We start from the raw sequence: 15,775 nt of genomic DNA on the forward strand, positions 1-15,775 counted from the left end.
ATCAGGCCAACAACCCCCGTCCACGTAGGCCGGATAAGACGCCTTCGCGTCGCCATCCGGCACAATCCACTGCAATTATTATTGCGTTGCCTTTTGAAATAAAGTGTCCCACATCTCTTTCACTAACGCCTGGTCACGCGGCGAGAGTTCGCCTGCGCTGATGGCTTTTTCCAGGCTGCTGGTCACATTGGCGTACAATGCCTCAGCGGAATGGTCCTCGCCAGCATCCAACTCAGCCACAGCCAGCGTCAGGTGCCCACGCAAATAGCCACTGGCAAACAACTCATCATCGCTGGCGTGCTCTACCATATCGTCGATTAATGCCAGAATGCGTGATTCAAACTCCGCGATCATCTTCTTTCCTCATTGTAAACGTGGCAGCGGCTTCAGTTGAGCGCTTCGGGCCACGGGAATTGTTCCGCCGTAAGTTCAGGCGTGTGATAATAATTCTGTAACGCGTTAATAAAACGCGCCGGACGTTCAGGGATCCCCTTTTCCAGGTACTCCATTACCTGAGCATGAACACGGCGCTGGAATACCACGCGGTCCGGTTCAAAGTCCCCTTCGAGGTTGTCGCAACTGACGTTAAACGGGTACCCCGCCGCCATGCAAAACAACCAGTCAAACGCCTGCGGCTTCACTTCCACATCTTCAAACTGGCATTGTGTCTTCGCGTCGCGTCCGTCCGGGCAGTACCAGTAACCAAAATCGACCAGCTCACGACGAGCTTTACCGGCGATGCACCAGTGTGAAATTTCGTGTAACGCACTGGCGTAATAACCATGCGCAAAAACGATACGGTGATACGGTAATTCCGCATCCGCAGGAAGATAGATCGGTTCGTCGTCGCCTTTAATCAGACGGGTATTAAATTCATCGGCAAAGCAGCCGTTAAAAATCTCAATTAACTGTTCGTAGTGGTGCGTATTATTCATTAATTCATCCCCAGCCAGTGGAGAATCTCCTGTCCATGATTATCATAAAGTAGCTTGGCGCTCATCACGGCGGAGACAATAACGATCATTGGCCGAATGAGTTTTTGTCCTTTGCTGAGCACCAGTCGAGAGCCCATCCGTGCGCCAATAAACTGGCCAATGAGCATCACAAAACCTGTCGCCCAAATCACTTTGCCGCCGAGGGCAAACAACAACAACCCACCGATATTCGATGTGGCATTTAATACTTTGGCGTGGGCCGTCGATTTCGCCAGGTTGTATCCGCACAGCATGACAAAGGCCAGCGCGTAGAACGACCCTGCCGCCGGACCAAAAAAGCCATCGTAAAAACCGACGCAGCCTCCCGCCACCAGCGCGAAAGGTAAACCGTGCAATCGACGCTGTCGGTCCTCTTCCCCCACTTTCGGCATCAACAGAAAGTAAAGGCCAATACAGATAACCAGAACCGGCAGGATCTGGCGCAGAACATCTGACTGCACGTGCTGAACCAATAGCGCCCCGCTCATTGATCCGACAAACGTCATGAAGATATTGAGCTTCTGATCCGCCAGATTAACCGCGCCACGACGAATAAAATAGAGGGAGGAAGAGATAGATCCCCCGCAGGCTTGCAACTTATTGGTCGCCAGCGCTTGCGCTGGTGGCATCCCGGCCGCCATCAATGCCGGGATGGTGAGTAGACCACCGCCTCCGGCCAGAGAATCAATAAAACCTGCCAGCATCGCCACAAAAAAAAGCACACCTAACAGCAGTGGCGACACCATAAACAGAGAGGCAAAATGATCCATTAGAGTACATGCTCGTCCAGTAGCGCCTGGCAGGAAGGCGGCAACGGCGGCGGTGTCTTCTTCTCAGGCTTGGTGGTTCCAGGTTTTGGAGGTTCGAACCAGCTTTGCAGCTCTGCGCCACAGCCGTCACCCGGTGGCGGTAACGGTTGATCTTCGCACTCAAGGCTGTCGGCAGGGCAACGTAACCGCACGTGCATATGCGCACGATGCTGGAACCATGGCCGCACTTTACGCAACCAGTCCCTGTCGGTCCCTGCATCCAGACAAAGTTGTTGCTTAATCGCCGGATTCACGAAAATACGCGTTACTTCATTATCTTTTGCAGCCAGCCTTACCAGGCTAAAAATCTCCGTTTTCCACAGTGATGGCACAACACGTTTGCCGTCCTGTGAGACCAGATCTAACGCCTGCGGCCGCAGCAGTTGCGACTGGGTCCAGCGCGTTTTCGGCAGTTGCAGGAAAATATCCACATCCAGTCCCGTCTGGTGGCTGGCGTGACCGCCATTGAATCGCCCACCGGCCGGCATACCCATATCGCCGATTAACACCGTGCCTAGCCCCTGACTATTAGCCTGATTACTCAGACGCTGGATAAACCTCACCAGATCCGGATGGCCAAAGTAACGACGCTGATCGGTGCGCATCACCTGATAATGTTCTGACTGTACAGGCAGCGTATCTGCGCCAACAATACAGCCATTGGAAAACGCGCCGATAGACTGCGCGCTGCCCGCAACCGGATGGGTAATTTTCTGCCAGGGCGTCGCCGCCAGACAGGCGGTACTGGCAAACAGAGCCAGCGCCGCAAGTGCCGTTTTTTTCATCTCTTACCAGCGTGGAATATCGGTCTTCACGTCCGCATTTTGCGCCCGCTGACGCAGCAGGTGATCCATCAATACGATCGCCAGCATCGCCTCGGCGATCGGTACGGCGCGGATCCCAACGCACGGATCGTGACGACCTTTAGTGATCATTTCGACTTCTTCACCAAAGCGGTTAATGGTGCGCCCTGGAACGGTAATACTGGACGTCGGTTTCAGCGCCATATGAGCAATGATTTGTTGCCCGCTGCTGATCCCACCCAGAATGCCGCCCGCATGGTTACTCTGGAAACCTTCTTTGGTGATTTCATCTCGGTTCTGGCTGCCACGCAGCGCAACAACGTCAAATCCGTCGCCAATCTCAACGCCCTTAACGGCGTTAATGCTCATCAGCGCATGGGCGATGTCGGCATCCAGGCGGTCGAATACAGGTTCGCCAAGACCCGCAGGCACACCGCTTGCAACAACGGTCACCTTCGCCCCGATGGAGTCGCCCTCTTTCTTCAGCCCGCGCATCAGTTCGTCCAGCGCTTCGAGTTTATCCGGGTCCGGACAAAAGAACGGGTTAAGTTCCACCTGGGACCAGTCTTTGATCTCCAAAGGAATATCACCCATCTGCGTCAGGCAACCGCGAATCTCAACGCCGAACTTTTCCGCCAGATATTTTTTGGCAATCGCTCCGGCCGCCACGCGCATCGCTGTTTCACGTGCGGACGAACGCCCGCCACCACGGTAGTCGCGCAGGCCATATTTCTGCTCATAGGTATAGTCGGCGTGTCCTGGACGAAAAACGTCCTTAATCGCGCCGTAATCCTGTGAACGCTGATCGGTATTTTCGATCAGCAGGCCAATGCTGGTGCCAGTGGTAACGCCCTCGAACACCCCGGAGAGGATTTTCACCTGATCCGGCTCACGACGCTGCGTAGTGTAGCGCGATGTGCCTGGACGCCGTCTGTCGAGATCGTGCTGCAGGTCAGCTTCTGTCAGAGAAATGCCCGGCGGAACACCATCGACAATACAACCGAGCGCCAGCCCGTGTGATTCGCCGAAAGTGGTTACGCGAAAGAGTTGCCCAATTGTGTTTCCTGCCATCACGGCTCCGTTATGAGTGTTGTGTATGTGCGCGTGTAATTAGTCTTTATAAATGCTGAAGTGCTCACGAGCAGCAACTAACTGCTCTTTGGTCAGCATGAATACGCCGTCACCGCCGTTGTCGAACTCCAGCCAGGTGAACGGTACATCCGGATATTGCTCTATCAGATGTACCATGCTGTTTCCGACTTCACAAATCAGAATACCGTTATCTGACAGGTAGTCTGGGGCGTTCCCCAGAATGCGGCGGGTAAGTTTCAGCCCATCACTGCCGGACGCCAGACCCAGCTCAGGTTCGTGACGATATTCGTTTGGCAGATCGGACATATCTTCCGCATCGACATACGGCGGGTTGGTCACAATCAGGTCATACTGGACTTTCAGCAGATCGCGGAACAGATCGGAACGGATCGGCGTGACGTGATGGATCAGGCCGTGTTCTTCAATATTGTGTTCGGTCACCGCCAGCGCGTCAGTGGAGATATCCACCGCATCAACTTCGGCTTCCGGGAAGGCATACGCGCAGGCAATGGCAATACAACCGCTGCCGGTACACATATCGAGGATATGCTGCGGCTGCTCATTAATAAGGCCCGCAAAGCGGTTATTGATAAGCTCGCCAATCGGTGAACGCGGAACCAGCACGCGTTCATCAACATAAAACTCATGCCCGCAGAACCAGGCTTTGTTGGTCAGATAAGCAACCGGAATGCGCTCGTTGACGCGGCGAATCACGCGTTCAACAATACGATGACGCTCGCTGGAGGTCAGACGCGCTGTACGCATGTCTTCCGGAATATCCAACGGCAAATAAAGTGACGGCAGCACCAGTTGTACGGCCTCGTCCCATGGGTTATCCGTGCCATGGCCATACCAGATGTTCGCCGCGCTAAAACGGCTGACCGCCCAACGCAACATGTCCTGAATGGTATGCAGTTCACTCACTGCTTCATCGACGAAAATTTTATCCACGTATTCCTCCAGGGCATGCTCGTATTAATTTCGGCGGCTAGTTTGCCACGAAGACGGCGATAAATCAGCATTCACACAGGGCCTGAGCGCGAAAATTGCGTTTTAAGCGATCGGATGCCCGCCGAGTCGGGTTAAACTAATGGAAAATAAAAGTTGAGACTCTCGAATGAAAAAGAAAACATCGCTCAGCGAGGAGGATCAGACGCTGTTTCGCCAGCTGATGACCGGCACGCGTAAAATTAAACAGGACACCATTGTTCACCGACCTCCACGTAAAAAAATTGCCGAGGTTCCGGTTAAAAGACTGCTACAGGAGCAGGCTGATGCCAGCCACTATTTCTCGGATGAGTTTCAGCCGCTGCTGAATACGGACGGCCCGGTAAGATACCTGCGTGCCGACGTCAGCCATTTCGAACTGAAGAAAATGCGCCGTGGCGATTACTCTCCGGAGCTGTTTCTCGATCTGCATGGGCTGACCCAGCAGCAGGCCAAACAAGAGTTAGGCGCGCTGATTGCCGCCTGTCGTCGTGAGCATGTATTTTGCGCCTGCGTGATGCATGGCCACGGAAAACATATTTTGAAACAGCAAACGCCGCTTTGGCTGGCCCAGCATCCGCACGTGATGGCTTTTCATCAGGCACCGAAAGAGTACGGTGGCGACGCCGCGCTGCTGGTGCTAATTGAAGTAGAAGAGTGGCTACCGCCCGAACTTCCGTGATGCAGAAAAACAGAAAGAGCCGCGTTTGCGGCTCTTTGCATTTTCGGATGACGGCTGCGCCTTATCCGATACCAACCTTTTTAAATCGCTTTTGCCATTTTCAGGTTACACGGGCTCATCTGCCAGTTAAAAGTCCCCTTCCCGCTCTCATCAAGCGTTACGCTGGCAATCGCTGATGTGGTAAACATCGGCGGTGTTTCACCTGGGCAAAGCTCAGACACCAGATACCCCACTAAAGGCAAGTGAGAGATAACCAGTGCCGTGGCGATACCTTCATTGGCCAGAGCCTGTAAATAGGCACTGACCAGACCGACATCGCCGCAAGGAGTCAACTCCGGCAAAACATCCACACCGGTTGGCAGGTTCATACACTCCCCCACCACATCCAGCGTTTGTTCGGCTCGTAGGAACGGGCTCACCAGAACACGTTCGATATCCACTTTTTGACCTTTCAGCCAGTTCGCCATCAGGCGAGATTCGTCACAACCACAGGAAGTTAAGGGACGAACCGAATCACTGGCGGCATCGAGGGCCGCGTCGCCGTGACGCATGATAAAAACTTGCATATTGCACCGCTTTTGTTAACCAGAATCACCAATACCTTTATTCACAGCCCCTATTGGCCGTGCTAACGATATGGTGGCCGGCATTGTGCCTTATCCATTCACCGAATGAAACGCTGTTTTTTACCTCAACGGCGTAAGTATAGTCAATCTCTGTTTACATTTTGAGCGCGAGCCATACATTCAGTGCGGATTCATCCTACCTTTGACCTCATGAATTCAGGTCAGTTTCCCCAATATTCCAGAATTTTTCACTGTGTGCCGCCATCTGCAATAACTGTTCACACGGCGCAAACCGCGAGCCGTATTGCGTGGTCAGCCGTTGCAGAGTCGCAACCACTTCTCCCGCGCCAAGTGAATCCATATACCGGAACGGGCCGCCGAGGAATGGCGGAAAACCAATACCAAATACAGCGCCGATGTCGCCATCACGTGCGCTACGGACTATCTTCTCGTCGAAACAACGAGCAGCTTCATTGAGCATTAACATGACGCACCGCTCTGCTACCTGTGCAGCGGTAAGTCGGCCCTGACCCTGAACGCCAATAAGCGTATAAATTGCAGGGTCGACCTGTTTTTTGCTTTTACGCCCTTTCACACCATAAAGATAGAAACCCCGACCATTTTTTCTACCTTTGCGATCGTCATTCAAAATTGAAGCAACAACATTTGCAGGCGCGCTAAAACGTTCTCCATATGCAGCCTCAAGCACTGGTATAATTTTAGTGCCCGTATCAATTCCGACCTCATCCAAAAGTTGGATTGGCCCAACTGGAAAACCAAACTTAACCAGCGCGGCGTCTATGGTTTCGACCCGCTCGCCCTCGGTCAACATACGAATCGCTTCGTTAATGTAAGGCGCTAAAATGCGGTTAACGTAAAAGCCGGCCTTATCTCTGACCACTATCGGCGTTTTGCCCTGTTTTTTCGCTAACTTAACGGTAGTTGCAATCGTCTGCTCGGAGGTCGTGGCATGTGGGATCACTTCGACCAACGGCATTTTTTCCACCGGACTAAAAAAGTGTAAACCAATCACTTGTTCAGGCCTGGTAGCATTCGCAGCAATATCGCCAATGGGCAAAGATGAGGTGTTAGAAGCAAAAACGGTATGAGGTGCGCAATTTTGCTCAACTTCTGCCACCATCCGTTGTTTTAGCGACAGATCTTCAAACACGGCTTCAATAATCAAATCGCGATGCGCAAAGCCACGGTAGTCGATCGATCCCGAAATCAGCGCCAGTTGTTTATCGCGTTCGCTGGCTTTGATATGACGGCGACGAACCTTCGTTTCAAGCTGATCCCAGCTATACTTCAGCGCATGGTTGATTCCCTTAACGTTTATATCTTTGATGCGCACAGGCAAGCCACCTTTACAGGCCGTCACGTAGGCAATACCGCCGCCCATCAGACCGCCGCCCAAAACACCTACACTGTTTAGCGGGCCAGGTTTCGCATCACTTCCCGGATCCTTTTTCACGTCGGTGTTGGCAAAAAAGATGTGCCGTAGCGCCTGAGACTGGGATGTCATCGCCAGCTCACCAAACGCGCGGGCCTCCGCGTCGTAACCACTACTGCTGCCTTGCGCTAGCCCGGTTTCGATGACCTCAAGGATACGTTCTGTTGCAGGGTAGTTACCTTGCGTTTTTTGCGCCGTCTTTTTACTGGCCATGCGGAACAACAGCGCCCGCCCCAGCGGCCCCGCCAACACTCGCTCTCTTACGGGCAGTGTTCGTTGCGCAGAACTGTCCTTTTTAGCCAGTTCAACGGCCGCTTCCAGCAAAATGGAATGCGGTACAACTTCATCCACTAAACCAACTTTCAGCGCCTGTTTTGCGCGTAATTGTTTTCCGGTGAGGATCATATCCAGTGCGGTACTGACGCCAATCAGGCGCGGCAGCCGCTGCGTACCACCGGAGCCGGGCAACAAGCCAAGTTGTACTTCCGGTAAACCCAGTACGGTTTTAGCATCATCGGTACAAATACGGTTGTGGCACGCCAGCGCCATCTCCAGGCCACCGCCGAGGCATGCACCATGAATCGCGGCGATAACCGGGATCGGTAAAGCATTAATTTCCGCCATCATCTGCTGCCCCTGACGGGCCAGCGTTTCGGCTTCCTGCGCGCTGCGACAGCTACCAATCATGTTGATATCCGCCCCGGCAATGAAGTTATCGGGTTTAGCCGAAATAAACACCACACCACGCAATGCTTTGTTGTCGCGGATTTGTTTCAGAATGGCCCGCACCTGAGAAGCAAACTCTGCTTTCAGGGTGTTCATTTTCTCTCCGGGCACATCAATGGTGACAACAGCAACGTTATCCAGACGTACGTTTAGTGTAAAAGCCGATGTCATTTCCATTATTCCGCCTCCAGAACCATTGCCGCACCCAGACCACCAGCTGCACAGGCTGTCACTAAACCAAAACCGCCGCCACGACGACGCAGCTCATGGAGGGTTTGAGTGATCATGCGCGCACCGGTGGCAGCAAAGGGGTGTCCATAGGCAATCGATCCACCCAGCACGTTAAATTTACTGTCATCAACCTCGCCAGTGGCATGCCCCCTGCCCAGCACGTCGCGGGCAAAACGTTCGCTACCCAACAGCTGAAGATTCGCCAGCGTTTGCGCGGCAAAGGCTTCATGCATATCGATCAGGGTTAAATCTGCCATCGTCAGACCGGCTCTCTCCAGGGCAAGCGGTGTTGACCACGCCGGTCCCAGCAGCATGTCCTGCCAGACATCGATGGCGGTAAAAGCAAAACTACGCAAGTACCCCAGCGGCACCAGCCCCAACTCTTTCGCACGCGACTCCGTCATCATGATCACGGCGGCTGCGCCGTCCGTTAGCGGGGTACTGTTTGCCGCGGTGACGGTGCCGTGCTTACGGTCAAACGCCGGACGTAGTTTGGCGTAATCGGCCAGCGTAGAGTTACCGCGAATGTTGTTATCTTCTGAAAAAGGATCTTTAAACGGTGGCGCGTAGGTAGTCATTACCTCATCAGCCAGCTTTCCTTCAGCCCATGCCTGAGCGGCACGCTGATGAGAGCGGTGCGCCAGAGCATCCTGCTGCTCTCGGGTAATACCATAGGTTTTGGCCATTTGCTCAGCCGTATCCCCCATACGCAAACCGGTGGAATACTCTGCGACGGCCGGCGGCACAGGCATCAGGTCACGTAAGCGCAATCGGGAAAAGAGTTTAAGGCGTTGACCGGTTGTCCGGGCCTTATTGACATCCACCAGCACCCGCGCCAGCTTTTTACTAACGCCAATAGGCAAGACTGACGAGGAGTCCGCACCACCCGCAATTCCAGCACGAATAGACCCCGCCATCAGGCTTTCCGCGACATTCGCCACCGCCTGGAAACTGGTCGCGCAGGCCCTGCTCACGCTGTATGCATCGGTATGTACATTCATGCCGGTTCCCAGCACAATTTCACGAGCAATATTTGGTGCTTCAGGCATTTGCACCACCTGGCCAAAAACCAGTTGCTCGATCACATCGGCAGGAATTTCGCTGCGCGCCAGCAGCTCACCGACGACCATCTTTCCTAAATCAACGGCGGGAATGCCATGAAACGCGGTAGCCTGACGAGCAAATGGCGTACGTAATCCACTTACAATGGCAATACGGTCGCCCTGGCGGGTAACCAGCGGTAAAGCCTGACTCATAACACTCCCCTGTAAAAAAATAAAATAAGTGGTCTGACCTGATCATAGTCTTAACCAATTTTTTACATTTAGCCAAGCGGGGAGAAAAGAAAGTGGGAGCTAAGACACAGTGAATAATCACTGACAGTTACGAAAAAGCCCTTGCTATCAGATAGCAAGGGCTTTTGCAGAGGGGGATTAACGCAGGCCCAGCTGGAAAATCAGCGTTTCAGCTTCACAGGCAAAAACAAAGTCGATATCCAGACGCACACCTTCTGACTCTTCAGTAAAGGTCGAAGTGATTTGGCAAGGCTCAGATTCCACGCCACGTGCCTTTTCAGTCAGAGCGGCCAGTGTTTCTTCTGCCTCTGCGCGATTCGCGAACACACGGCTGTAGGACGCGGTGCAATCGGAGTTGTCCATGATGGTGCCAACATCCATACAGCAGCAAACCGGGGTTTCATCAGCACTGCATTTACTCATTGTAGATTTCCTCTGTATTCGCACCTGAGGTGCCAGATAAACGATGGGGATATTTTACGCTCCCATTATTCGCCTCTCCAGTCGTTAATTGTACGAAATGCGATAAGTGACCGAAATCACACTTAAAAATGATCTAAAACAAAAATCGCCCAAACAGGTGAGTGCGCACCTCCGCAATTTTGCCAGCTGGATCGCGTTTCTCTGATCAAATTTGAAAATATTTATAAACATACTTGCAACATTCCAGCTGGTCCGACCTATACTCACGCCACTGGTCTGATTTCTAAGTCGTACCTCAGACCCTACACTTCGCGCTCCTGTTACGGTATGTAACATTGTTTGTATAAAAATAAATCTATGAGGTTATGGTCATGAGCCAGAAAACCCTGTTTACAAAGTCTGCTCTCGCAGTCGCAGTGGCAATTATCTCCACACAGGCCTGGTCTGCAGGCTTTCAGTTAAACGAATTTTCTTCCTCTGGCCTTGGCCGGGCATATTCGGGTGAAGGCGCAATTGCGGATGATGCAGGAAACGCCAGTCGTAACCCGGCACTGATTATGATGTTCGATCGCCCTACTTTCTCAGCAGGTGCGGTGTATATCGATCCAGACGTTAATATTTCCGGTAAATCGCCATACACCGGACGCAGCACTGATGCGGACAACATCGCGCCTACGGCGTGGGTTCCCAATGCTCACTTCGTGATGCCTATCAACGAACAGTTTGGTTGGGGTGCTTCCGTTACCTCAAACTATGGTCTGGCTACCGAATTTAACGACAGCTACATCGTTGGTGAATACGGCGGTAAGACCGACCTTAAAACGGTCAACCTTAACCTGAGCAGTGCCTACCGTCTGAATGATAGCTGGAGCTTCGGTCTCGGTTTTAACGCCGTTTATGCTGATGCAAAAATTGAACGTTATTCTGGTGAGCAAACGGCTGCATTACCGAAGGTCAGCAACAAAATTGCCAGCCTGAAAGGGGACGAATGGGGCTACGGCTGGAACGCCGGGATTTTGTACGAACTGGATAAAAATAACCGTTATGGTTTAACGTACCGTTCTGAAGTTAAAATTGATTTTGATGGCGATTATAAGAGTGGCATCCGTACCCAGGCGAACGCCATACCTGGCGCTGGCACTACATTCCCATGGGGAACGACCAATGCCACCGTCCCGGGTTCTCTGACACTTAACCTGCCTGAAATGTGGGAATTGTCAGGTTATAACCGTATTGCACCACAGTGGGCTATCCACTACAGCATGGCCTATACCAGCTGGAGTCAGTTCCAGGAGCTGAAAGCCACAGGTTCCAATGGACAGACACTGTTCTATAAAGAAGAAGGCTTCAAAGATTCTTACCGCATTGCATTGGGTACAACTTACTATATGGATAAAAGCTGGACGTTCCGTACCGGTATTGCTTATGACGATAGCCCGGTTCCTGCAAGCAAGCGTTCCATCTCCATTCCGGACCAGGATCGTCTGTGGCTGAGTGCGGGTACGACTTACGCATTCAATGATGACGCATCCATTGACGTCGGCGTTTCTTATATGCACGGCCAGAAAGTGACCGTTAAAGAAGGCCCGTATACTTTCGATTCTGAAGGTAAAGCCTGGCTGTTTGGTACAAACTTCAACTACGCATTCTGATTTTCTTCAGACGTAAAAAAGGTGAGCTTTTTAGCTCACCTTTTTATTTGCCCAATTCCTTACTCAGAATCGATCTCTTTTAAATCGTCCTGAATGTCTTTCGCGTTCGGGTTTTCTTCTGGTTTGAGTTTCCCACCATTCGCAATAAAGTCATGACGCTGGAAGTAAGCTTCACGCACCATAATGTAAGGATCAGAAGACTGACGCAGCAGACCGTCAGAATCGAGCAATTGCGCGCGAGTTTCAATCCCTTCAACCGTCCATTTGCCTATCGACAACGGCCAGGTCAGCCAGGACAGTACCGGATACAGGGTATCGACCATATCGCCGCCGTCATCACGCAGTGTGAAACTACCGTAGAACGGAAGCTGCATATACGGCCCGTAACCCACGTCATAGTGGCCTAACGTACTGCCAAAGCGGTGTGGTTCAACGCGCTGCAACTTCGGATTAGCCATACCTGCCACATCGATAAAGCCGCCCATACCTAACAGGGTATTCAGGAAGAAACGGGTAAAGTGCACCATCCCCTGATAAGGATCGCCTTGCAGGAAATAGTTGACCATGACGGCCGGTTCTTCAAGGTTCCCCGTAAAGTTGCTTAAACCATTACGCGCCGGCTGCGGAACATAATCACGCCAGGCCACTGCTACCGGTCGAACAACATAGGGATCCAACACGTTAAAGTTGAAGTTGTACATGGTACGGTTGAACCCTTCAAATGGGTCCGAACGCCCCTGCTGTTCAGTACCGGAGCTCGCACACCCCACCAAAAGTGTGGTTCCCAGCGCAAGCGCCGACAGGCGAAGCTTCATAAGTATCTCCCTGTGTTTTATGGCTATCGCTGATTGCCATCCATGACGGAACGATGACGTATCCGCCTGTTTAGATGTGAGCGATTGTAACAGCACGTCAAATGATGTCTATATACCCTGTCTTACTGATTTGATCATAGCCTGGTAATACGCACTCCGCGGCGGTTCTATTCTAACTAACCCGATAAAAACAAACGTTACCATTTTTGCTATCTCAGACTTTCTCCCGCTGATTTTCAGAGAAAAGCCGCTACGCTTTAGCAATACGTGCTTATTCAGGATTCGGCCATGAATGACATCAAGAAAGATAAGATTGATCGACACAGCGACGAACTCGAAGTGGAAAGCGATGAAAAACTAACAGGGAAAAAGATAGAGCTTGATGAGGACAGACTCCCCTCCCGCGCCATGGCGATCCATGAACATATTCGCCAGGATGGGGAGAAAGAGATGGAGCGCGACGCAATGGCCCTGCTGTGGTCAGCCATCGCAGCAGGACTGTCGATGGGTGCCTCGCTACTGGCTAAAGGGATTTTTCACGTACAGCTGGAAGGTGTGCCAGGGGGATTTTTACTCGAGAACCTCGGTTATACCTTCGGCTTTATTATTGTCATTATGGCCCGCCAACAACTCTTTACCGAAAATACCGTCACCGCCGTACTGCCGGTGATGCAAAACCCTACCCTCGGCAATTTTGGCCTGTTGATGCGCCTGTGGAGCGTGGTACTACTGGGTAATATTATTGGCACCGGGGTTGCAGCATGGGCGTTTGAACATATGCCGATTTTTGATGAAGAGACCCGCGATGCTTTCGTCAAAATTGGCATGGATGTGATGAAAAACTCTCCTGTGGAGATGTTTTCCAACGCCATCATTTCTGGCTGGTTAATTGCCACGATGGTGTGGATGTTCCCCGCCGCCGGAGCGGCAAAAATTGTGGTCATTATTCTGATGACCTGGCTGATTGCGTTAGGCGATACCACACATATCGTCGTTGGCTCGGTGGAAATTCTCTATCTGGTCTTTAATGGCACGCTGCACTGGAGTGATTTTTTCTGGCCCTTTGCGCTACCAACGCTCGCCGGGAATATCTGTGGCGGAACGTTTATTTTCGCGCTGATGAGCCATGCGCAGATCCGCAATGATATGAGCAACAAACGCAAGGAAGAAGCCCGGTTACAAGCAAAGCGTGATGAGCAAACGCAGAAAAACCAGAAAAAACAGGCCTGAATGGTGACTGTTTGAGCAGTCGGGCGGCCTGAGACTTACCGTTGTGAGTAAAAAACGCTATACTCGTGCCGCTTCGTCCCCTTAGTTAAATGGATATAACGAGCCCCTCCTAAGGGCTAGTTGCAGGTTCGATTCCTGCAGGGGACACCATCCCGCTGTACACCAACGTCTACCATTGTCTATAAATCCCATGTAAACATATAAAAATAAAGAGATTTTATTCTCATGACGTCCATTTCCGTCTATTGAAATCAAGTAAATCTATGGGGCATAATTAGGGGCATTGCTGGTTCGATTGTATATGTGCCCCCAACATGTCCAGAAATACCCTCAACAAATTAACAGACCGTCAGTGCAAAGCAGCTAAGCCACGAGACAAAACTTATAAATTGTCTGATGGTGGTGGTCTTTATCTTGAAGTATCCCAGACCGGGTCGAAGTATTGGCGAATGAAGTATCGCCGCCCATCAGATAAGAAAGAAGACAGACTTGCTTTTGGTGTATATCCAACCATTAGCTTACAAGACGCCAGAGAAAAACGAGACAACGCCAAAAAGTTGTTAGTCAAGGGGATAGATCCCAAAGCAGAGCAAAGAGCAGCAAAAGCAGAAGAAAAAGGTGCATTCACTTTTGAGACAATAGGACGTCAATGGGTTGAAAGCCACCAGATGTGGAACGAAGACCACCGAAAACGCGTACTTAGAAGCCTTGAAATGTATATTTTCCCTCACATTGGCACTTCGGATATTCGCAAACTGGAGGCGATGACAATTTTACCTTTGTTTAAGAAGGTAGATGACGCCGGGAAACACGATACAGCCAACCGACTTAAACAACGAGTTAAGGACATCATACATAGCGCCCGTCTGAGCGGCATTAAGACAGAAATCATCACGAATGATCTCGATGTCCGGTTAATGCAATATGAAACTAAGCATCATGCCGCACTACATCCCAGAGATTTACCAGACTTTTTCACTCGATTGGGCAGCTTTAAAGGTAATCCTCTTACCCGCCTTGCCATTGAGCTAACCATGTTGACATTTGTTCGTTCAAGCGAGTTAAGGTTTGCCCGTTGGAAAGAGTTTGACCTTGATCGGGCTGAGTGGATTATCCCTAAAAAAAGAGAGCCTATCGATGGTGTGAGGTTTTCCACCCGTGGCACAAAAACGGGAAAAGACGAACATATCGTGCTTCTTAGCCGTCAGGCTGTTTCTATTGTAAAGCAGTTGAGAGAACTAAGCGGAAGCTACGATGTTGTGTTTCCGAATGAAAGAAACACCAAAGGCGTGATGAGTGAAAACACGGTAAACAAGGCATTACGCTTAATGGGCTATAACACGCAAGAGGACGTAACTGGACATGGATTCCGTGCCACAGCCTGTAGTTCCCTGATGGAGTCCGGTTTGTGGCAGGAGGACGCAGTAGAGCGCCAGATGAGCCACAAAGAATATAAAGACGTTAAAAGAGCCTACAAGCACAAGGCTGATTACTTAGAAGAGCGCAAACTAATGCTTCAATGGTGGGCAGATTATCTGGACGCCAATCGAGAAATACATATAAGCCCTTACGAGTTCGGAAGGAGAACACGCCGTGACTAAGATGACAGGACTAGATGCGTTTTATAACGAGTCAGAAGATAAAATCTGGTTTGGTAATCTGATCAGCGAACTGGCAAGACTAAACAATGAAAATGAAAGAATGATCGCTGCCGCTATCTTAAGTAACTACAGATTGAGCAAAGCTAAACCAGATACTTTAGGGGGCTGGGCTTTTATCAGTTCGATTGGGTATCAGGTTTTACAACTAATGAAGACTTTGAAAAGCAGTGTGTGGAGTTTTTAGGTCTTCTGGCTATGGGGCATGAATACAGGGAGAGCCCGATACCGGGGGAAGAAGGGACTTTCAACGTTAGGAAAGGGGAAGACTTTTTATATCACGATGATGAGGATGATTGGTATGGGTCTTACGATTCGTTTTATTTCAAGCGCTCCGAGGTTGTGAACTTCTTCCCAGAACTGTAGTGGTTTACTGAAT

Annotated in this window: 15 protein-coding genes, 1 tRNA gene and 1 pseudogene; 6 read left to right on the forward strand and 11 right to left on the reverse strand. The window is 51.1% G+C overall.

From position 1 onward, the window contains the following. Positions 1-78: 78 nt before the first annotated feature. The 6 genes from C2U41_RS14475 to prmB are packed head-to-tail and all read right to left on the reverse strand — an operon-like array spanning position 79 to position 4,629. Positions 79-354, reverse strand: a complete 276-nt coding sequence (locus C2U41_RS14475; RefSeq protein ID WP_003028163.1) for a YfcL family protein — start codon at positions 352-354, stop codon at positions 79-81. Positions 355-386: 32 nt separating this feature from the next. Then, positions 387-935, reverse strand: coding sequence for an elongation factor P hydroxylase (locus tag C2U41_RS14480; RefSeq protein ID WP_003834819.1), 549 nt, complete (start codon positions 933-935; stop codon positions 387-389). Then, entirely contained in the window at positions 935-1,744 is an 810-nt protein-coding gene (locus tag C2U41_RS14485) for a sulfite exporter TauE/SafE family protein (RefSeq protein WP_103848470.1), read from the reverse strand. Before C2U41_RS14485 ends, C2U41_RS14480 begins: the two co-directional genes overlap by 1 nt. Further along, positions 1,744-2,568 (reverse strand): penicillin-insensitive murein endopeptidase, encoded by an 825-nt coding sequence (mepA, locus tag C2U41_RS14490; RefSeq protein ID WP_103848469.1) that lies wholly within the window; start codon positions 2,566-2,568, stop codon positions 1,744-1,746. The genes C2U41_RS14485 and mepA overlap by 1 nt, the downstream gene beginning before the upstream one ends. A gap of 3 nt (positions 2,569-2,571) precedes the next feature. Then, the gene (aroC, locus tag C2U41_RS14495) at positions 2,572-3,657 is read right to left on the reverse strand and encodes a chorismate synthase (RefSeq protein WP_003028170.1); all 1,086 of its coding nucleotides are present in this window, start codon (positions 3,655-3,657) and stop codon (positions 2,572-2,574) included. Between the two features lie 39 nt (positions 3,658-3,696). Beyond that, the gene (gene prmB, locus C2U41_RS14500; RefSeq protein WP_003028173.1) at positions 3,697-4,629 is read right to left on the reverse strand and encodes a 50S ribosomal protein L3 N(5)-glutamine methyltransferase; all 933 of its coding nucleotides are present in this window, start codon (positions 4,627-4,629) and stop codon (positions 3,697-3,699) included. A 166-nt stretch (positions 4,630-4,795) separates the two neighbouring features. Between prmB and smrB the strand changes: the two genes are divergently transcribed. Then, positions 4,796-5,347 (forward strand): endonuclease SmrB, encoded by a 552-nt coding sequence (gene smrB / locus C2U41_RS14505; RefSeq protein ID WP_003839296.1) that lies wholly within the window; start codon positions 4,796-4,798, stop codon positions 5,345-5,347. 80 nt (positions 5,348-5,427) lie between these two features. On the opposite strand, the gene sixA is transcribed toward smrB, so the two are convergent. The 4 genes from sixA to C2U41_RS14525 all read right to left on the reverse strand — a co-directional run bounded on the left by sixA (position 5,428) and on the right by C2U41_RS14525 (position 10,041). Continuing rightward, positions 5,428-5,913 carry a phosphohistidine phosphatase SixA gene (gene sixA / locus C2U41_RS14510; RefSeq protein WP_003028179.1) on the reverse strand — a complete coding sequence of 162 codons (486 nt, stop codon included), beginning with the start codon at positions 5,911-5,913 and terminating at the stop codon, positions 5,428-5,430. A 208-nt stretch (positions 5,914-6,121) separates the two neighbouring features. Then, positions 6,122-8,269 carry a fatty acid oxidation complex subunit alpha FadJ gene (fadJ, locus tag C2U41_RS14515; protein ID WP_103848468.1) on the reverse strand — a complete coding sequence of 716 codons (2,148 nt, stop codon included), beginning with the start codon at positions 8,267-8,269 and terminating at the stop codon, positions 6,122-6,124. Next, positions 8,269-9,579, reverse strand: a complete 1,311-nt coding sequence (gene fadI / locus C2U41_RS14520; protein ID WP_003028183.1) for an acetyl-CoA C-acyltransferase FadI — start codon at positions 9,577-9,579, stop codon at positions 8,269-8,271. The genes fadJ and fadI overlap by 1 nt, the downstream gene beginning before the upstream one ends. Before the next feature lie 177 nt (positions 9,580-9,756). Continuing rightward, positions 9,757-10,041, reverse strand: a complete 285-nt coding sequence (locus C2U41_RS14525; RefSeq protein WP_003834838.1) for a YfcZ/YiiS family protein — start codon at positions 10,039-10,041, stop codon at positions 9,757-9,759. Between the two features lie 371 nt (positions 10,042-10,412). Between C2U41_RS14525 and fadL the strand changes: the two genes are divergently transcribed. Next, complete coding sequence (gene fadL / locus C2U41_RS14535) at positions 10,413-11,693, forward strand: long-chain fatty acid transporter FadL (RefSeq protein ID WP_103848467.1); 1,281 nt, start codon at positions 10,413-10,415, stop codon at positions 11,691-11,693. Between the two features lie 59 nt (positions 11,694-11,752). Here fadL and mlaA read toward each other — a convergent pair whose 3' ends face one another. Then, the gene (gene mlaA, locus C2U41_RS14540; protein ID WP_003028190.1) at positions 11,753-12,508 is read right to left on the reverse strand and encodes a phospholipid-binding lipoprotein MlaA; all 756 of its coding nucleotides are present in this window, start codon (positions 12,506-12,508) and stop codon (positions 11,753-11,755) included. Between the two features lie 288 nt (positions 12,509-12,796). Between mlaA and C2U41_RS14545 the strand changes: the two genes are divergently transcribed. The 4 genes and pseudogenes from C2U41_RS14545 to C2U41_RS29975 all read left to right on the forward strand — a co-directional run. Further along, positions 12,797-13,738 (forward strand): formate/nitrite transporter family protein, encoded by a 942-nt coding sequence (locus C2U41_RS14545; RefSeq protein WP_003839292.1) that lies wholly within the window; start codon positions 12,797-12,799, stop codon positions 13,736-13,738. Between the two features lie 75 nt (positions 13,739-13,813). Further along, positions 13,814-13,888: transfer RNA gene (locus tag C2U41_RS14550), tRNA-Arg, on the forward strand. A 164-nt stretch (positions 13,889-14,052) separates the two neighbouring features. Further along, positions 14,053-15,339 (forward strand): tyrosine-type recombinase/integrase, encoded by a 1,287-nt coding sequence (locus C2U41_RS14555; RefSeq protein ID WP_001535474.1) that lies wholly within the window; start codon positions 14,053-14,055, stop codon positions 15,337-15,339. Further along, positions 15,332-15,759: pseudogene (locus C2U41_RS29975) on the forward strand (hypothetical protein); the annotation flags it as partial. The gene C2U41_RS14555 and the pseudogene C2U41_RS29975, both read left to right, overlap by 8 nt. Positions 15,760-15,775: the final 16 nt, after the last annotated feature.

The organism is Citrobacter freundii complex sp. CFNIH4 (assembly GCF_002934505.1).
Classification (GTDB): domain Bacteria; phylum Pseudomonadota; class Gammaproteobacteria; order Enterobacterales; family Enterobacteriaceae; genus Citrobacter; species Citrobacter freundii.